Source organism: Hydrogenophaga sp., from assembly GCF_019635465.1.
In the GTDB taxonomy this organism is placed as follows: domain Bacteria; phylum Pseudomonadota; class Gammaproteobacteria; order Burkholderiales; family Burkholderiaceae_C; genus Hydrogenophaga.
In genome coordinates this window covers 32861-50719 of sequence record NZ_JAHBZK010000010.1, presented here as the reverse complement: position 1 = coordinate 50719, position 17859 = coordinate 32861, and the positions used below count along the sequence as shown (strand labels likewise).

At 67.6% G+C, this 17859-nt stretch carries 22 protein-coding genes; 15 read left to right on the top strand and 7 right to left on the bottom strand.

Going from position 1 to position 17859, the window contains the following annotated elements:
* Positions 1-243: 243 nt before the first annotated feature.
* From KF871_RS10760 to KF871_RS10700, 13 genes are all read left to right on the top strand, one after another.
* A complete protein-coding gene (locus KF871_RS10760) occupies positions 244-1089 on the top strand; it encodes a recombinase RecT (protein WP_291141864.1) in 846 nt (281 codons plus the stop codon).
* Positions 1086-2792 carry a YqaJ viral recombinase family protein gene (locus KF871_RS10755; RefSeq protein ID WP_291141861.1) on the top strand — a complete coding sequence of 569 codons (1707 nt, stop codon included), beginning with the start codon at positions 1086-1088 and terminating at the stop codon, positions 2790-2792. Before KF871_RS10760 ends, KF871_RS10755 begins: the two co-directional genes overlap by 4 nt.
* A gap of 103 nt (positions 2793-2895) precedes the next feature.
* The gene (locus tag KF871_RS10750) at positions 2896-3438 is read left to right on the top strand and encodes a KTSC domain-containing protein (protein WP_291141858.1); all 543 of its coding nucleotides are present in this window, start codon (positions 2896-2898) and stop codon (positions 3436-3438) included.
* Positions 3439-3466: 28 nt separating this feature from the next.
* The gene (locus tag KF871_RS10745) at positions 3467-4051 is read left to right on the top strand and encodes a hypothetical protein (protein WP_291141855.1); all 585 of its coding nucleotides are present in this window, start codon (positions 3467-3469) and stop codon (positions 4049-4051) included.
* Between the two features lie 2 nt (positions 4052-4053).
* Complete coding sequence (locus KF871_RS10740; RefSeq protein ID WP_291141851.1) at positions 4054-6570, top strand: DNA methyltransferase; 2517 nt, start codon at positions 4054-4056, stop codon at positions 6568-6570.
* Positions 6567-6872, top strand: coding sequence for a hypothetical protein (locus tag KF871_RS10735; protein WP_291141848.1), 306 nt, complete (start codon positions 6567-6569; stop codon positions 6870-6872). Before KF871_RS10740 ends, KF871_RS10735 begins: the two co-directional genes overlap by 4 nt.
* On the top strand, positions 6872-7216 hold the full coding sequence (locus KF871_RS10730; protein ID WP_291141846.1) for a hypothetical protein: 345 nt from the start codon (positions 6872-6874) through the stop codon (positions 7214-7216). Before KF871_RS10735 ends, KF871_RS10730 begins: the two co-directional genes overlap by 1 nt.
* A complete protein-coding gene (locus KF871_RS10725; RefSeq protein ID WP_291141844.1) occupies positions 7210-7467 on the top strand; it encodes a hypothetical protein in 258 nt (85 codons plus the stop codon). Before KF871_RS10730 ends, KF871_RS10725 begins: the two co-directional genes overlap by 7 nt.
* Positions 7457-8389: a phage Gp37/Gp68 family protein gene (locus KF871_RS10720; RefSeq protein WP_291141841.1), complete on the top strand. Its 933-nt coding sequence runs from the start codon at positions 7457-7459 to the stop codon at positions 8387-8389. Before KF871_RS10725 ends, KF871_RS10720 begins: the two co-directional genes overlap by 11 nt.
* A gap of 5 nt (positions 8390-8394) precedes the next feature.
* Positions 8395-8766 (top strand): hypothetical protein, encoded by a 372-nt coding sequence (locus KF871_RS10715; RefSeq protein ID WP_291141839.1) that lies wholly within the window; start codon positions 8395-8397, stop codon positions 8764-8766.
* Entirely contained in the window at positions 8763-8969 is a 207-nt protein-coding gene (locus KF871_RS10710; RefSeq protein ID WP_291141836.1) for a hypothetical protein, read from the top strand. The genes KF871_RS10715 and KF871_RS10710 overlap by 4 nt, the downstream gene beginning before the upstream one ends.
* A 22-nt stretch (positions 8970-8991) precedes the next feature.
* Positions 8992-9531, top strand: a complete 540-nt coding sequence (locus tag KF871_RS10705; RefSeq protein WP_291141833.1) for a DUF1643 domain-containing protein — start codon at positions 8992-8994, stop codon at positions 9529-9531.
* Positions 9528-9800, top strand: coding sequence for a helix-turn-helix domain-containing protein (locus KF871_RS10700; protein WP_291141830.1), 273 nt, complete (start codon positions 9528-9530; stop codon positions 9798-9800). Before KF871_RS10705 ends, KF871_RS10700 begins: the two co-directional genes overlap by 4 nt.
* On the opposite strand, the gene KF871_RS10695 is transcribed toward KF871_RS10700, so the two are convergent.
* Positions 9745-10950: a tyrosine-type recombinase/integrase gene (locus tag KF871_RS10695; RefSeq protein ID WP_291141827.1), complete on the bottom strand. Its 1206-nt coding sequence runs from the start codon at positions 10948-10950 to the stop codon at positions 9745-9747. The genes KF871_RS10700 and KF871_RS10695 overlap by 56 nt on opposite strands.
* A gap of 334 nt (positions 10951-11284) precedes the next feature.
* Positions 11285-11809, bottom strand: a complete 525-nt coding sequence (locus tag KF871_RS10690) for an OmpA family protein (RefSeq protein WP_291141824.1) — start codon at positions 11807-11809, stop codon at positions 11285-11287.
* Between the two features lie 65 nt (positions 11810-11874).
* Between KF871_RS10690 and KF871_RS10685 the strand changes: the two genes are divergently transcribed.
* A complete protein-coding gene (locus KF871_RS10685) occupies positions 11875-12477 on the top strand; it encodes a gamma-glutamylcyclotransferase (protein WP_291141821.1) in 603 nt (200 codons plus the stop codon).
* A gap of 42 nt (positions 12478-12519) precedes the next feature.
* The gene (pdxH, locus tag KF871_RS10680) at positions 12520-13152 is read left to right on the top strand and encodes a pyridoxamine 5'-phosphate oxidase (protein ID WP_291141819.1); all 633 of its coding nucleotides are present in this window, start codon (positions 12520-12522) and stop codon (positions 13150-13152) included.
* A 13-nt stretch (positions 13153-13165) separates the two neighbouring features.
* Here the strand turns inward: pdxH and folK are convergent, their stop codons facing one another.
* From folK to KF871_RS10655, 5 genes are read right to left on the bottom strand one after another with little or no spacing between them, the layout of a single operon-like run.
* The gene (gene folK, locus KF871_RS10675; RefSeq protein WP_291141816.1) at positions 13166-13681 is read right to left on the bottom strand and encodes a 2-amino-4-hydroxy-6-hydroxymethyldihydropteridine diphosphokinase; all 516 of its coding nucleotides are present in this window, start codon (positions 13679-13681) and stop codon (positions 13166-13168) included.
* On the bottom strand, positions 13632-15278 hold the full coding sequence (gene pcnB, locus KF871_RS10670; protein ID WP_291141813.1) for a polynucleotide adenylyltransferase PcnB: 1647 nt from the start codon (positions 15276-15278) through the stop codon (positions 13632-13634). The genes folK and pcnB overlap by 50 nt, the downstream gene beginning before the upstream one ends.
* Positions 15275-15943, bottom strand: a complete 669-nt coding sequence (locus KF871_RS10665; RefSeq protein WP_291141810.1) for an HAD family phosphatase — start codon at positions 15941-15943, stop codon at positions 15275-15277. The genes pcnB and KF871_RS10665 overlap by 4 nt, the downstream gene beginning before the upstream one ends.
* A gap of 13 nt (positions 15944-15956) precedes the next feature.
* Positions 15957-16643 (bottom strand): DnaA regulatory inactivator Hda, encoded by a 687-nt coding sequence (gene hda, locus KF871_RS10660; RefSeq protein ID WP_291142168.1) that lies wholly within the window; start codon positions 16641-16643, stop codon positions 15957-15959.
* Between the two features lie 17 nt (positions 16644-16660).
* Positions 16661-17749 (bottom strand): AI-2E family transporter, encoded by a 1089-nt coding sequence (locus KF871_RS10655; RefSeq protein ID WP_291141807.1) that lies wholly within the window; start codon positions 17747-17749, stop codon positions 16661-16663.
* Between the last annotated feature and the right edge of the window lie 110 nt (positions 17750-17859).

The window sequence follows — 17859 nt, the reverse complement described above, 5'->3', positions numbered from 1 at the left end:
TCATCGCCCTGGCCTCGAGGCTCGCATGAACCGCTGGCTCGACAGTGAGGACGTCGCCCCCATGACCGCGGCCGCGATTGCCGTCGCCGCCGTCATCGCCCTGGCCTTCGGGGGCTGGCTGCCGTGATCACCCTGCGCCTCTTCCGCTTCTACCGACGCGGCGGCCTGCCCTTCTGGGCGGCCCTGCGCCGCGCCATTGCCGTCGCCCGGCGCCCCTACTGACCACCACCACCGAGAGGACTCATGAGTACCGCACTTGTAACCCTGACCGCCAAGCTGGCGAAGCGCCTGGACCTGGGCGACGGCTCCAGCCTGGTCGAAACCCTCAAGGCCACGGCCTTCCGCCAGCGCGGCAACGAGGTCGTGACCGACGCGCAGATGGAGGCTCTGCTGATCGTCGCCGAGCAGTACCGGCTCAACCCGTTCACCAAGGAACTGTTCGCGTTCAGCGACAAGGGGGCCATCGTGCCCGTGGTGTCGGTGGACGGCTGGTCGCGAATCATCAACGAGCACTCGCAGTTCGACGGCCTGGAGTTCCGCTATTCCGAGGACATCGTGACGCCAGCCCGCGGCAAGCCCTGCCCCGAGTGGTGTGAGGTCACGCTGTACCGCAAGGATCGCAGCCGCCCGACCGTGGTGCGTGAATACCTCGATGAGGTCTACCAGGCGCCGCGCGGCCAGAACGGCGGATACGACGGCCCGTGGCAGACCCACACCAAGCGGTTCCTGCGACACAAGACGCTGATCCAGGGCGCGCGCATCGCCTTCGGCTTCGCCGGCATCTATGACGAGGACGAGGCTCGCAGAATCATCGACGCCGGCCTGATCGACGCGGCCACCGGGGAGGTGGTTCAGCCGCAAAAGCAGCCGGTGGTGAATGCCCTGCCGGCCCTGCCCGCCGAGAAGTTCCGCAAGCAGATGCCCGCCTGGTCGAAGCCGATCAAGGACGGCACCCACTCGGTGGACGACCTTCTGGCGTTCCTGGACGCGAAATACACCCTGAGCGACGAGCAGCGCGCCGAGGTCGAGAAGTTGCGCCAGCGGCCCGATCAGCCGGCCGCCGAGGAAGCGGAAGGAGCCGCGGCATGAAACTGCACAACGTCATCCAGGGCAGCGAGCAGTGGCTCGCGCTGCGCGCCGGCTTCTTCACCGCCAGCGACGCGCCTGCCATGATGGGCGTCAGCCCCTACGCCACCCGCGCCGACCTGCTGCGCCGCAAGCACACCGGCATCGTGGAGGAGGTCGATGAGGCGACGCAGCGCCGCTTTGACGCTGGCCACCAGACCGAGGCCGCATTCCGGCCCATCGCCGAGGAGATCCTCGACGGCGAGGATCTGGCCGCCGTCACCGGTTCGATCGAGATCGACGGCATGCAGTTGCTGGCCAGCTTCGACGGCCTGACCTTCGACCGCTCCACGGGCTACGAACACAAGCTGTTCAACGCCTCGCTGGCGCGCACGATCGAAGCCGACGGCGAGCCAGGCCCGGCCTACTACTGGCAGATGGAGCACCAGCTGCTGGTCTCCGGCGCGCAGCGCATCCTGTTCGTCACCAGCGATGGCTCGCGCGACTGCATGGCGCACTGCTTCTACGAGAGCAAGCCCGAGCGCCGCGCCAAGCTGATTGCCGGATGGAAGCAGTTCGCAGAGGACCTCGCCGCCTACGAGCCCGAGCCGGCACCCGCCGCCCAAGCCGTGGGCCGCACGCCGGATAACCTGCCAGCGCTCCACATCGAGATCCGGGGCGAGGTGCGCGCCAGCAACCTTGTGTCATTCCACGAGCACGCCATGTCGGTGTTGGGCAGCATCAATCGCACGCTCACCACTGATCAGCAGTTCGCCGACGCGGAAAAGGCGGTGAAGTGGTGCGAGCGAGTCGAGAGGGATCTCGACTTCGCCAAGAAGCAGGCGCTCAGCCAGACCGCCAGCATCGAGCAGCTGTTCCGCACGATCGACGACGTGAAGGCCGAGACGCGCACCGTGCGCCTAGAGCTGTTCAACCTGGTCAAGGCACGCAAGGAAGCCATCCGCGAGGAGATCGTGGCCGACGGCATCAAGCGCCTGCGCGACCACGTGCAAAAGCTCAACACCAGCCTGGGCCGCCAGCTGCTTCCGACGATCCCGGCAGACTTCGGCGGCGCGATCAAGGGCAAGAAGACGATCCAGAGCATGCGCGATGCGGTCGACCAGGTGCTGGCCGACGCCAAGCTGCTTGCCAGCGACTTCGGCGCCCGGATCGCACAGAACCTGCGCACGATCGACCAGCACCAGGACCTCGCGCACCTGTTCCCAGACCAGGCGACCCTGGTGCTCAAGATGCCGGAGGACCTGCAGGCGGTGGTGGCCAACCGCGTGGCCGAGCACCAGCGCAAGGAAGCCGAGCGGCTGGAGGCCGAGCGCGAGCGCATCCGCCGCGAAGAGCAGGAACGCGCAGACCGCGAGGCGCGCGAGCGCCAGGCCGCCGCTGATGCCGAAGTTGAGCGACAGGCCAAGGCCGCCATTGCCGCGGCCGCTACCCCCGCCCCAGCTGTTGTGGCTCAGCCTCAGCCGTCAACGCCGGTAGTGGCTCAGAAGCCGGCCGTGGTGAGCGACAACGCGGCGCGCATCAAGCTGGGCCAGATCAACGACCGGCTCGCACCACTGTCCATCACCGCCGACGGTCTGGCCGAGTTGGGTTTCGAGCCCGTGGCCACCGAACGCGCCAGCAAGCTGTACCGCGAAACCGACTTTCAGGCCATCTGCGCGGCCATCGTCGAGCGCGTGCGCATGGCCGCAGCACTGCAGGCCGCCTGACCAGTTTCCCCGGGCCGATCGCGCTGGTGCATCTCCTCCTCCCTCCCTGAAACCTTGCCAGCGACGCGGCCCCTTTTCTTTCCCCCACCACCTGGAGTTCCCCATGACCACGAACCCACCCGCCATCACCCTCTCCCCTTGCGAGTCGTCGCAGATCGTCGCCTTCGGCTATGACCCGGCCACCCAGACGCTGGCCATCCAGTTCCCAGGCCGCGGTGTGAAAGCCGGCGACACCTACCACTACGCCGAGGTGCCACCGAAGGTCTACCAGGACATGGTGGACGCCGAGAGCAAGGGCAAGTTCTTCGGCTCGCAGATCCGCGGCCGCTACGCCTACGCGAAGCAGCCCGATCCGGAGACCGGCATCGCCTTCGGCCTGGCCACCGCTCAGGAACCCAAGTACACGTGCGCCACCGCCACCGGCCGCCTCACCGTGCGCGCAACCGGCAAGCCCATCCCAGACGATGAGCCGGTGTTCGTGCTGCGCGCGCAGGACGTGCACGCCGTCAACGCCCTGCTGGGCTACTCGGTGCTGCTGGACAACCCCGAGCACCGCGCAGCGGTCGAGCAGCGCATCAAGGACTTCGAAGCCTTCCGCGACGCGAACCCCGACCGCATGAAGTTCCCCGACACGGCCGCCGCCTGATCACCCACCCACCACCGGAGAAACGTCCATGCGCCTCGAGTTCATCGGCAAGACCAAAGCCACCTTCACCGCCATCGACATCCAGTCGCTCAAGATGGGCCAGACCGATGTGGTGCCCGCCGTGTGCGTGCACCTCAAGATCACCCAGGCCAACAGCACGCTCAAGATGCTGGACAAGAACCTGCTGGGCATGCTGTTCCAGAAGGGCGCAGCGCCGAACCAGCAGGCCCTGGACGGCATCCCGGTGGTGTCGGACTGGCCGGCGCTCTCCAACATCGCCGAGCGCCTGGGCGCCTTGAACTGGGACGGCGAGCAGACCGGCGCCACGCTCAAGATCTACCAGGGCGTGACCGGTGACCAGGACATCACCCTGCAGGACTGCACGGTGCGCAAGGTCAAGATCGACCCGAAGGAAGGCGGCGCGGTGGACTACCACCTGCAGGTCTGGACGTCGGACGTCGACCAAGACGTGATCGGAGCGCTGGGCGTGCTCAAGAGCCTGGACCGCGATATCGAGCTCATCGCCGCCGAGCCGGTCAAGCAGAAGAAGATCGACGACAAGGGCGAGAAGAACACGCCAGAGAAGGCCCTGGCCGGCGCGGTGGGGGGCTGACCTTGACCTACGAGGAGTTCCTGCGCGGCAAGGTGAAGCTGGCCAGCTTCAACGGGTTCGACGTGCCCACGGATGCCGTGAACCCTGCGCTCAAGCCGCACACCCGCGACATCGTGCGCTGGGCCGTGAAGGGCGGCAACCGCGCTGTGTTCGCGAGCTTCGGCCTGCACAAGACAGCCACTCAGCTTGAGATCCTGCGAATCATCGGCCAGCACCGCCCAGGCCTGCGCCTGCAGGTCCTGCCGTTGGGCGTGCGCCAGGAGTTCTTCCGCGAGGTGGCCGAGCGCTTCATAGGCGACTTCGCCATGGACCTGCGATTCATCCGCAGCGACAGCGAGATCGCCGACGAGCGCACGGTCTACCTGACCAACTACGAGAGCGTGCGCGAGGGCAAGGTCACGCCGGGCCTGTTCCGCGCCACCAGCTTGGATGAGGCGAGCATCCTGCGAAGCTTTGGCAGCAAGACCTACCAGGAGTTCCTGCCAGCCTTCGCGCCGGTCGAGTTCAAGTTCGTAGCCACGGCCACGCCGGACCCGAACCGCTACAAGGAGCTGATCCACTACGCTGGCTACCTCGGCGTGATGGACACCGGTCAGGCCCTGACCCGCTTCTTCCAGCGCGACAGCGAGAAGGCCGGCAACCTGACGCTGTACCCGCACAAAGAGCAGGAGTTCTGGCTTTGGGTGGCGAGCTGGGCGGTGTTCATCACCAAGCCCAGCGACCTAGGCCACAGCGACGATGGATACATCCTGCCCGAGCTCGACGTGCGCTGGCATGAGGTACCCAGCGACTACGCTGCCGCTGGCAACGAGAAGAACGGCCAGGGCCTGCTGATCCCCGACGTGGCCATGGGCCTGTCCGCCGCGGCGCGCGAGAAGCGAGACAGCCTGCCGGCGCGGGTGGCCATGGTGCGCGACCTGGTGGCTGCGGATCCTGCCGACCACTTCGTCATCTGGCACGACCTCGAAGACGAGCGCCACGCTCTGCAGGATTCCATCCCCGAGGCGGTGAGCGTGTGGGGTTCTCAGGACCTGGACGAGCGCGAGCAGCGCATCATCGATTTCAGCGACGGCCGCCACCGGGTGCTGTCCACCAAGCCAGTGATCGCCGGCAGCGGCTGCAACTTCCAGCGGCACTGCCACCGCGAGGTGTTCGCCGGCATCGGCTTCAAGTTCAACGACTTCATCCAGGCCGTGCACCGCACGTTCCGCTTCGGGCAGACCAAGCGCGTGCGCATCGACATCGTGCACACAGAAGCCGAACGCGAGATCAAGGCCGACCTGCTGGCCAAGTGGCGCCGCCACGACGAGCAGCAGCAACGCATGGCCGAACTGGTGCGCGCCTACGGCCTGGACCAGCTGGCCATGCAGGACACGCTGGCCAGGACCATCGGCGTGCAGCGCCAGGTGGTGCGCGGCGAGCGCTTCGAGGTGGCGAACAACGACTGTGTGCTCGAGGCGCGCGAGCAGGCCGAGAACTCGGTCGATCTGATCGTCACCAGCATCCCGTTCGCCAACCACTACGAGTACACGCCCAGCTACAACGACTTCGGCCACACCGAGGGCAACGATCACTTCTGGGCGCAGATGGACTTTCTCACGCCCGAGCTGCTGCGGATCCTGCGGCCCGGCCGGATCTATGCCTGCCACGTGAAGGACCGGATCAACTTCGGCAACGTGACCGGTGCCGGCATCCCGACCGTGAGCCCTTTCCACGCCGAAGCGCTGTTCCATGGGCTCAAGCACGGCTTCGACTACATGGGCATGGTGACGGTGGTCACCGACGTGGTGCGGGAGAACAACCAGACCTACCGCCTGGGCTACACCGAGATGCGCAAGGACGGCACCAAGATGGGTGTCGGCTCGCCCGAGTACATCCTGCTGTTCCACAAGCCCCAGAGCGACCGCAGCCGCGGCTACGCTGATGAGCCCGTGCGCAAGACCATCGAGGACTACAGCCTGGCGCGCTGGCAGGTCGATGCGCACGCCTTCTGGCGCTCCAGCGGCAACCGTCTGCTGACCGCCGAGGAGATGGCGGCCATGGGTCCGGCCAAGCTGGCCAAGTACTTCACCGAGGACAGCCTGCGCCGGGTGTACGACTACCAGCACCACGTGAGCATCGGCGAGCAGCTGCAGGAGCGCAACGCCCTGCCGTCGACGTTCATGAGCTTGGCGCCGGGCAGCCACCACCCGGACGTGTGGCACGACATCAACCGCATGCGCACGCTCAACGGCGAGCAGACCACGCGCGCGGTCGAGAAGCACGTCTGCCCGCTGCAGTTCGACATCGTGGACCGCCTGATCGAGCGCTACAGCAACCCAGGGGAGACGGTCTACGACCCGTTCCATGGCCTGGGCACGGTGGGCGTGCGCGCCATCAAGCTGGGGCGCAGGGCCCGGGGTTCCGAGCTGAGCGCCGCCTACTTCGCCGACCAAGTGCACTACCTGCGCGCCGCCGAGCGCGAGATGGCCATGCCCTCCCTGTTCGACAGCATCGAAGCCGAGCCGGAGGCCGCATGACACCCGCAGTCGGAACCTTCCTGCGCCCGGTCGGCTTGGCACCGATGTACGCCTATTGCGGAGAGGTGTGCCATGTCTGGCCACCGAGCGAAGACGATATCCGCGAGGTGATCAGGATGCGCCGGCACGCCATGGATCGGCAACACCAACCATTTGACGACGGCCACCGCGGCGAGTTCTTCCTGTCCGGCCTCCGCAGTGTGCGCGACGGTGTGTGGAAGGACGAAAACCCATGGTGGGGAAGCCCGCGCTACTGGGTGCAGATGCAGAACGAACAACCCGGACAACTGGAGCTTTTCTGATGACCGACAGCATCGACACCAGCGAGCGCGAGGCCGAAGACCCGCGCGAACCGATCAGCCTGCCCGTGCGCGAGATGCGCGACGAGCCGGTACCGCACCAGCCTGCTGACCCGCTGCGCGCGGCGCTGCAGCTCGCGCTCGAAGCCACGCCCGAGGAACTACCGGCGGCGCTCAACGCGCTGCGCGAGCAGCTGGGCATGGAGGTGTGGGAGCCGGTGGCCGCGCGCTACGACTTCGACGGCTACGGCTGGCTCTACATCGACGAGGGCAGCGGCAGCGACTGGATGACCAGGAAGGCCGGCGCCGAACTGGTGTACGTGCCGCGCGGAGGTGCTGCATGCTGACCAACCTCAGCCCCATCTGCGAGCTGGCCACCTGCCAGCACCAGGCTTGCAAGAACGCCGGCGGCTGCAAGGGCGTGGAGTGGCGCGAGCGCTTCGCCGCCGACAGCCTGACCAACCGCGCGCAGCGGCTCATGGCCGACGCCGCGGATCTCGGCTTCGTGATCACGATCGAGCAGCGCCCGCTGCAGCCGCTGGCCATGGGCAACTACGAGAGCGTGCTCGGCATCAGGAGGGCGCGACATGGCCGCTGATTCGAAGATCGAATGGACCGACCACACGTTCAACCCGTGGATCGGCTGCACCAAGGTCAGCCCGGCCTGCGACCACTGCTACGCCGAGGTCAGCACACCGTCGCGCACGCTGGGCGTGGTGTGGGGGCCGGGCCAGCCGAGGCGCCGTACGTCGCCAGGAAACTGGCTGCAGCCGCTGCGCTGGAACGCCCAGGCCGACGCCTTCCGGGCCCAGCACGGCCGCCGCCAGCGCGTGTTCTGCGCGAGCCTGGCCGACGTGTTCGACAACGAAGTGCCGGACTTCTGGCGCGCCGACCTGTTCGACCTGATCGAAGCCACGCCGAACCTGGACTGGCTGCTGCTGACGAAACGCATCGGGAACGTGCCCGACATGATGCGCCGCATCCTGCGGCCGGGCACGCTGCCGCCGCACGTCTGGCTGGGCGCCACCATCTGCAACCAGCCAGAGGCTGACCGCGACATCACCAAGCTGCTGGCCGTCGATGCGCGCGTGCGCTTCCTGAGCATGGAGCCGCTGCTGGGGCCGGTGGACTTGGGCGCGATCCCGTGGCGCGGACTTCGCACCGATGTTCTGCGTGGATGGAGCAGCCCTGAGCACGGGCTGCATTGGGTCATCGTCGGCGGCGAGAGCGGCCCCCAGGCGCGGCCGATGCACCCTGAGTGGGCGCGCAGCCTGCGCGATCAGTGCCAGGCCGCGGGCGTGCCGTTCCTGTTCAAGCAGTGGGGCGAGTGGCTGCCGCTGTCGCACCAGACGGGCGGCGCGGACCCTGAGCAGCGCCAGTGCCATGTCTGGCCCGACGGCCGCGCCTACGACGGCGAGCGCGAGGAAATGACACCAGCCTGCGCTCAATTGTCACGCGTCGGCAAAAAGGCCGCCGGGCGCGAGCTGGACGGCCGCACGTGGGACGAGGTGCCGGGATGAGGAACATGAGCTTCGCCCTCACCGTCGACCAGATCATGGACGGCAGTAAGGACGTGACGCGCCGACTGGGCTGGCTGCAGCTCAAGCCGGGCGACCTGATCCGCCCGGTGAGGAAGTGCATGGGCCTGCGGCCGGGCGAGAAGATCCAAGTCCTGCGCGACCCGCTGCGCATCGTGAGCGTGCGCCGCGAGCCCCTGGACATGATGACCACCGACACCGAGTACGGCTTCGAGGAGGTGCGTCGCGAGGGCTTCGCCTGGCACCCCGTCTACCGCTTCCCGAGCACTTGGGTGGCGATGTTCTGCGCCACGCACAAAGGCTGCACGCCCAGCACGATCGTGACCCGGATCGAGTTCGCCTACGGAGAACTTCCATGAGCCGCCGCTTCCGCTGGACCCGCGAGCGCTACTACCGCGCCCATCACCTGAGTCGCCTTCTGCTGCGCCTGAACGGCTACAGCTACGAGCCGCCATCTCTGGTGCAGCGGTTGATGGACCTGTACGCGCTTCACCCGAGCAACGGCGATCCGCTGACCGTTCCCATCGGATGGCGATACGACCGATGCGACATCCCGTTCTGAAAGGCAGCCAATGTTGACCGGCATGACCCGCTCCGCCAGCCTCTCGAAGTGCGGCGCTTACCGTTGGACCCTTACCCGTACGTGGGACGGCCGCCCGAAGCTGCTGGTGTGCATGTTCAACCCCAGCACGGCCAACCACCTCGAGGACGATCCGACCATCACCCTGCTCTGCCAGATCGCCAGCCACAACGGCTACGGCGGCATCGTGGTGGTGAACGGCATCCCGCTGCGCAGCCCGAAGCCGGCCGAGGCCATCGACATGGTCAACACCTGGGACAAGCGCCAGGCCTGGTACGAGCGCGACGCCCTGCACTTCAACCTGGCCGAGATCCAGAAGCAGGTAGAGCGCGCCGGCGCGGTGCTGCTGGCATGGGGCGCACTGGCCGGCCGCTGCTACTTCTGGTTCGACAACGTGCTGGAAGAGATCGAGGCCGCGCTGCCGGATGGCGTGCCGCTCTACTGCCTGGGCAAGACCGCCGGCGGCTACCCGAAACACCCGCTCGCGCGCGGCAAGCACAAGGTGCGCAAGGACGCGCCGCTGATCCCATGGAGGAGTGCGTGACCGAAACCCTCGACTCCGCTGCCTGCGCCGAGCTGCTGCTCTGCTCGGTCGACCAGGTCGAAGAGTTGGCCCGCGCCGGCGAGATCCCGGGCGTGAAGATCGGCCGCGGCTGGCTGTTCGTGCGCGCCGACCTGCTGGCCTACCTGGCCGAGCGCGGCCGCAGGGAAGCCGAGGAGCGGCGCGCGGCCCGCTCTCCTTCCGCGCCCACGCCGATCAAGCGCGCGAAGCCCCAGCGCCGCGCCGCCCCGGCGCTGCCGGTTCCTCACTGACCCACAGCCGCTGCGCGAGATCCGAGCCCCGGAAGCTCGCGTACCGCTGGGCCATGGTCGAGTTGGCCGTCCAGCCCATGATGCGGTTGACCTCCTCGAGGCGGAACATCCACTGCCCGCGCGCATCCTTGAGCTCGAGCCAGCGGCATGTGGCCTCGTGCCGCAGATCGTGCTCGCGCAGGTCCCGGCACCCCGCGTACTCGAAGGCGATCCGGTAGCGCGCAGAGAGACGGCCCGAGCACTTCGCCAGCGGGATGCCGTCATCCTCATCGAGGAACGGGAACAGGTAGGCCGCGGGCAGCAGGTGGCGCGTGGCCAGGTAGTCCACCAGCGCACGGTGCACCTCCGGGCGCATGGGCACCTCGCGGAACGTGACCTTGCCGCGCCACTGCTTGCTGTTCTGCACGTGCAGCACCTTGCCCTCCAGGTCGACCTGGCTGCGCCGCAGAGTGTAGGCCTCACGTAGCCGCAGCCCCGAGTTCACGATCAGCAGGAACATGGTCAGCAGCGCATTGCCGCCGATCAGCATCAGCCCGCGCTCGCGGTCGGGCCGCTGCCAGCCGGAGAGCGCGCGCACGATGGCCTCCTCCTCGCCCGGCTTGAGCCTGCGATCGCGCGCCACGTCGCGCTTGACCTTCTTGTCGGCGGCCACAACCAGCTTCTGGTCGACGTCGTTGTAGGCGCTGTAGCCCTTGGGTAGCAGGCGCACGGGGTTCTGCATCACCACGTCGGGGTTGTGCCGCAGGAACTCGTCGATCGCGCGGCCCAGGGCCTGGATGCGGTGCCGGATGCTGTTCGGCGAGAGGTTGCGCCCGACCTTCAGCGACTGGACATAGCTGGCCAGCCAGGCGTAGTTCGCGTCTCGCAACTTCACGGCGCCGACCTCGCGGATCAGGGCGCTCAGCGTGATCTGCTGGCTTGGCGCGGCGTGGCCGCTGTTGGCCCACAGGCGGACCAGGTAGCCCAGCGACTCGCCGCGCTCCACGGGCTTGAGCAGCTCTGCGGGCGGCTCGATGCCGGCCAGCTTCATCAGGCGCCACTGCTCGGCGTAGGCGTTGGCCTCGGCCTCGGTGTCGAAGGTGAAGTACCTGCGCCCCTGTGGCAGCGACGGGTGACGCAACCCGATCTCCCACTTCCCCGAGGGCTTCATGCGCGCTCTGGCCATTGCCTGTCTCCAACTCGTTTAGACGGCAATGTAATCGAATCCCCGGCGTCTCAGCCGCCAATTCGTGGCGGCTTGAGGCAACTCCTGAGCCAATCGAGGCGGTCAATCGTTGGCGGTGCTATTGCAAGCCTTTGATTTTCAAAGGGTTGTGCAAATAGGTTAATTGAATTGAGCCGCTACAAGATCGAGCTGATCCAGCGCGACCACGAGGCCGGCGGCCAGGGCCTTCGCTGAGGCCTTCTGCCCAGCTGCCCTTGCATCCGATGCTGCAAAAACAAAGCCCGCTCAAGAGCGGGCTTTTTGCTGATTGCCACAGGTATCAGCGCGCGATCACCACCTCAACGCGGCGTGCCTCGGCATCGGCGCCACTGCCGGTGGTCACTTCCGGCTTCTTCAGCTCCAGGCTGGTCTCGGCCACCCCCGCCCCCACCAGGGCGTCGCGCACCGCGAAAGCACGCTGCTTGGCCAGCTCGGCGTTGAACGCCGGATCGCCAGTGGCGTCGTGAAAGCCCGAAATCACCAGACGGGCACCACCCTTGGCGGCTTCGATAGCCTCGGCCAGGGCGCCCAGTGCGCCGGCGGCCAGGTCGGCCTTGCCGGTGGCGAAATAGAACTTCACCACGCCGTTGTCAACCACCACGCTGGCGTCGCTGGCCGACGCCGGTGCCGGTGCCGTGGTGGCCGCCGGCGCGGCCATGGCGGGCTTGCCATCGGCTTTGGGCGCTTTGCCACCCCGAGCAGAAAACACCCCCAGCCCCAACACGCCGCCAATGATCAGCACGATGAGGGCAATGAGCACCACGGCGACGACGCGCTGCTCGGGTTCGTTATCCTGTGTGGCCATGCGAAGAACTCCTGGGAATTGCGTGAACAAGCGAATTTGGCATTGTAGGCAAGCGGCGTGACCCCATGAGACGCCCCACCACCTGGAACCCGGCCGAACGCGATGGTGCGGCCATGATGCAAGAAGCCCTGGCCGATTGGCGTGCCCAGGGCCCGCGCGCCGACCTCTGGTTGTTCGCCTACGCCTCGCTGGTGTGGCGCCCAGAGTTCGACGCAGCGGAAACCCGCCCGGCGCGCGTACACGGATTTCATCGCTGCCTGCAGATGTGGAGCCGCGTCAACCGCGGCACGCCAGAGTGCCCGGGCCTGGTGTTTGCCCTGTTGCCCGGTGGCAGTTGCGACGGCCTGGCCTTGCGGGTGCCTCACGACCAAGTCGAGGACCTGATGCCACGCCTGTGGGCGCGCGAGATGCCCAACCCGGTCTACGACCCCAAATGGTTGCGTGCCCGAACGCCCCAGGGCGAGGTGAGCGCGCTGGCGTTCACCCTGTCGCGGCGCAGCCCGAGCTACACCGGCGTGCTGCCCGCCGAACGCTACCAGGACATCTTTCAGCGCTCATGTGGCAAGTTCGGCACCACGCTGGACTACGCCCGGCTCACCCTGCACGGCCTGAAGGACCATGGCATCCACGACCATGCGCTGGAGCGCTTGCTGCGGCTGGCCAGTTGATTTGCTGGGCAGCGCCAAACGAACGCGCACTAAACTGCCGCCATGAACATCGCCGACCTGCGCAAGAGCTACGAGAAGGCCGAACTGAGCGAAGACGCCTCGCACGCCGATCCGCTGCGCCAGTTCGAGCAGTGGCTCAACGAGGCCATTGCGGCCCAGGTGCCCGAACCCAATGCCATGACGCTGGCCACGGTGGGCTGCGATCTGCGACCGAGCACGCGAGTGGTGCTGATCAAGGGCTATGACGCGCGCGGCATCGTCTGGTACACGAACTACCAAAGCCGCAAAGGCCAGGAGCTGGCGGGCAATCCGTTTGCGGCACTGCAGTTCCACTGGGTCGAGCTCGAGCGCGTGGTGCGCATCGAAGGCGTCGTCGAGAAGACCAGCGACGAAGAAAGCGACGCCTACTTCCACAGCCGCCCGCTGGACAGCCGCATTGGCGCCTGGGCCAGCCCCCAGAGCGAAGTGATCGACAGCCGGGCGGTGCTGGTGGCCAACGCAGCCAAGTACGGCGCGCAGTTCCTCCTCAAGCCGCCGCGCCCGCCCCACTGGGGTGGCTACCGGCTGGTGCCGCAAGCCTGGCAGTTCTGGCAAGGTCGCAAGAGCCGCCTGCACGACCGCTTGCGCTACCGCCTTGAAGACACCTCCTGGGTTCGCGAGCGGCTGGCGCCCTGAACCCACCGCTTGCCTATGCCGAATCGGCCACCCGCTCGATGCGTTGATCGGCAACGGCCGCCAGCCATTTGGGTGGCACCAGCGACGGGTTGATCTCGGCCAGGGGTACCAGCACAAACGCCCGCTCGTGCATGCGCGGATGCGGCACCGTCAGGCGGCGCGAGTCGATGCGCTCATCGCCATACAGCAGCAGGTCAAGATCGAGCGTGCGCGGCGCATTGCGATAGGGCCGTGCGCGCCCCGCGGCATCCTCGATCGCCTGCATGGCCGTCAGCAGCGCGGGGGGACTCAGGGTGGTGGAAATCTCGGCCACCGCGTTGATGAAATCGGGTCCGCTGGCCTGGAAAGGCGCCGTGCGGTACATCGACGATTGACGCAATACCCGAAGGCCCGGTGTCCAGCCCAGGTGTTCCAGCGCGCCCCTGACCGCCATCAGGGGATCGCCCAGATTGGCGCCGATTCCGATGTAGGCGGTGACCTCAGTCGTCACGGCCTCCCCCTTCAGGGGAGTCAGTGGCGGCACCGCCATCCACACTCGGCGTGCCTCCACCGGGTTTGCGCCGGCGACGGCGGCGCTTCTTGGCGGGCGCAGCGCCTTCGTCAGCAGAAGCCGGGTCGGCGGGCGCATCGTCGCCGCCAGACGGTTCGGCCGTGTCCACGGCACGCCAGCGCGGGTCTTCTTCGCTCTGCGCGCCCGGGTGGTCCGGATCGCCGCGCTTGACGCGGCGCACCTTGGGTGCGCCACGCCCGGCTGTGCGTTGCGCGTCCACCATGTCGTGGCGCCTGTCGTCGCTGGCGGTGCTGAAGGTCTCCCACCAGTGCGCCAGTTCCTCCTCGATCTCGCCGGTCTGCGCGCGCAGGCGCAAGAAGTCGAAGCCGGCGCGAAATCGCGGCTGCTCCACCAGCGTGAACACACCGCTGCCGGTGCGTTTTTCGAACCGCGGCTGCATGAGCCAGATCTCGCGCATGTCCGCACCCAGCTTGCCGCGACCGGACACATCGCCGATGCGCGCATCGAAGGCTTCGTCGATCGCGTCCTGCAGGGCGGCAAACGCTGGCACCGGCTTGCGGTCGGGGCGGGACTCAAGGCGGCGCTCCCAACCGCGTCGTACGTCGCTCCAGAGCACACAGGCGAGCAGGAAGCTGGGCGCCACCGGCTTGCCTTCACCCACCCGGCGATCGGTGTCCTGCAGGGCCAGTTGAACCAATGGGTCGTCGGTGCGCTGCACCAGCAAATCGAGCAGTGGATAGATGCCGCGATCCAGGCCCAGGGCCTTGAGCTGTGCCACGCTGGACAGCGCGTGTCCGGTTTGCACCAGCTTGAGCATCTCGTCGAACATGCGGCTTTGGGGGATGTCCTGCAGCAGCGATCTGGCCGCCTGCAGGGGCTCGCGGGTCTTGGCATCGAGCTTGAACCCCAGCGGCGCCAGCTTGGCCAGGAAGCGCACCGCGCGCAGGATGCGCACCGGGTCTTCGCGGTAGCGCGTCGGCACGTCACCGATCATGCGCAGCACCTTCTTCTGCGCGTCGCGGATGCCGTGGTGGAAATCGACCACCGTCTGCGACTCCGGGTCGTAGTACATGGCGTTGATCGAGAAGTCGCGGCGCGCCGCGTCCTGCTCGATCGGCCCCCAGACGTTGTCGCGCAGCACACGCCCGCTGGCGTCCACCGCGTGGGTCATGCGCGAGAGCTCGCCCTTGCTGGTGCGCTCGTTGCCCGCCACCTGCTCGGCGTCGGCGCTGTCGAGGTAAGCGCGAAACGTCGATACCTCGATCACCTCGTGCTCACGCCCCCGCCCATACACCACGTGCACGATGCGAAAGCGCCGACCGATGATGAAGGCGCGGCGGAACAGGCCCTTGACCTGTTCGGGCGTGGCGCTGGTGGCAACGTCGAAATCCTTGGGGCGCAGGCCGAGCAGCAGGTCGCGCACCGCGCCACCCACGATATAGGCCTCGTAGCCGGCCTGCTTGAGCGTGTGCACCACGTCCAGTGCGCGCTGGTCCACCAGCTTGGGGTTGATGCCGTGCACGCTGGCTGGCACGTCCTCGCGCTTGCCGAAACGCGAAGCGCCCCGCCGCGCGCTGGACTTGCCCAGCAGCTTGTCGATGAATTTCTTGATCATTCGAATAGGTTGAGAATGCGCCAGCCGCGTTCTTGCGCAAGGGTGGCGAGGCGCTCGTCGGGGTTGGTGGCCACCGGTTCGTGCACCTTTTCGAGCAGCGGCAGATCGTTCATCGAGTCGCTGTAGAAGGTGCTGTGCGCCAGGTCGGCCCAGTGAAGGCCGCGTTGGGCCAGCCATTGTTCCACACGCGCCACCTTGCCCTCCCGAAACGAGGGCACGCCCGAAATGGCACCGGTCAGCTCACCCTGCGCATCGGTTTCGAGGTCGATGGCGATGAGGTGCTCGACGCCAAAGGCCTGTGCGATCGGCCGCGTGACGAAGGCGTTGGTGGCGGTGACGATGACCACGGTATCGCCAGCGTCCTGGTGGCGCCGCACCAGCGCGCGTGCCACATCGGTCATGGCCGGGCGGATCACCTCGGCCATGAAGCGCTCGTGCGCGCGCCACCCCTCGGCCAGACCACGTTCGCGCACCGCCCCGGTGGCAAAGCGTACGTAGTCGTGGATGTCGAGCGTGCCGGCCTTGTAGGCGGCGTAGTAGCCGTCATTGGCGCGGCGGAAGTCGTCAGCGTCGCGCCATCCCAGGCGCACGGTGAATTCACCCCAGGCGTGATCGGAATCGAGCGGGATCAGCGTGTGGTCGAGGTCGAAAAGGGCCAGTTGCATGCGGTGTGTCGGCTCACTCGTCTTCGAGCATGGACTTGATGAGCGGAATGGTGATGGCGCGTTGGGTGCGCAGGGCGTAGCCGTCCAGGCGCTCAAGCAGCAGCATGAGACTGGAGAGGTCGCGGGAGAAGCGGTGCAGCATGAAATCCATCACCTCGTCGCCCAGGAACACGCCGCGCTCGTCGGCCGCGCGGCGCAACACGGAGCGGCGTTCGGCCTCGCCCAGGGCCTTGAGGTGGTGCACATGGCCCCACCCCAGGCGGGTGCGCAAGTCCTCGCGCAGCAGCAGGTCCGCGGGCGGCCGATCGGCGGTGGCCAGCACCCAGCGCGCCGGGCCATGCGCCGGACTCTGGGCATTGACGAACCAGTTGAAGGCGTTCGCCTGCTGGGCCGCGGTGTACAGATGCACGTCGTCGAGCAGCACGGCTTCCCAGCGCTCGTCGAAGTCGGGCGGATCGAAGGTGGTGGCGTCCATCCAGCCCACCGGCGCGCTGTGTTCACGCAGCGCCTCGCGCACCGCGCGCAGCAAATGGGTCTTGCCACTGCCACTTTCGCCCCAGAGGAAGGTCGGCACGGGCGAGCGCGTCGGGTTGCCGCACCACAGCCGCAGGTGATCGACCACCGCCTCGTTGCCAACCGCCACGAAGTTGTCCAGCGTGGGCACGGGCGCCAACCCGATGTCCAGCGCCAACTGCTTCATGGGCGGAGGGTTCGGGTTCACGACTCTCCTCTGTCGGGCTGCGCGCCCTGCAGGTACAGGTCGCTGGCCAGGTAACCCCGGCGCGCGCGGCGAATGGCCACCAGCAGCACGGCGCTGGCGGGCAAGGCGATCAGCACGCCGACGAAGCCGAAGAGATGGCCGAACGCCAGCAGCGCAAAAATCACCGCAATCGGGTGCAGGCCGATCGCCTCGCCGACCAGGCGCGGCGTGAGGAAGAAGCTTTCGATGAGCTGCCCGAGCAGGTAGACGCCCACCACCAGGGCCACGCCCAGCACCGACTGGAACTCGAGCACCGCCGCGAACACGGCCATCACCATGCCCAGGCCGAAACCCAGGTAGGGCACGAACACCGCGAGGCCCGTGAACACGCCGATCGGCAGGGCCAGGTTGAGGCCAGTGAGCGCCAGCGCCACCGCGTAGTACACGGCCAGCGCGCCCATCACCAGCAACTGCCCGCGCAGGTACTGGCCCAGCACCTGATCGGTCTCGTCCAGAAAACTCTGCACGCTCGCTTGCCAACGGGGCGGAATCAGGCCCTTGATGCGCCCGACCATCGCGTCCCAGTCGATCAGCAGGTAGAACGCCACGATCGGGGTCAGGAACAGGTTGCCGAACAAGGCGGCCACGGCGCTGCCGCCGATGCGCAGCGACGACAACAGGCCCGCCAGCAGCTCGTCGCCGCGACCGCTGATGAGCTGGGTGAGCCAGGCGCGCACCTGCGCCACGTCGACCTGCAGGTTCACGCCCAGCCGTTGCGCCCAGGGCTTGAGCCCGGCGTTGAGCTTGTCCAGCAGCGCCGGCACCTGCTCGCGCAGCAAGGGCACCTGCTGGGTGATGACCGGCACGATGAGCAACAGCACAGCGGCCATCACGAGCATGAGCAAGGTGATGGCCAGGCCGGCGCCCAGCCAGCGCGGCAGCCCGCGGCGCACCCAACGCTCGACCAGCGGCTGCAAGGCGTAGGCCATGACCGCCGCCAGGATGAAGGGCATGAGCACCGGCGCCAGCAGCGTCAGCAGGCCCCAGGCCAGGACGGCCAGGACGGCCCAGGCGGCGGCTCGGGTTTGCGTGGGGGTGAAGGTCATGGGTGGTGGGCCGGTCGGTGGAACGGGCCGCGCGCCGTCGGGGTCGCGGTGACGGCCCGTAAAATCCGCCCCGGATTCTATCGGTCGACCCACGGGCACCGCCGGACCCC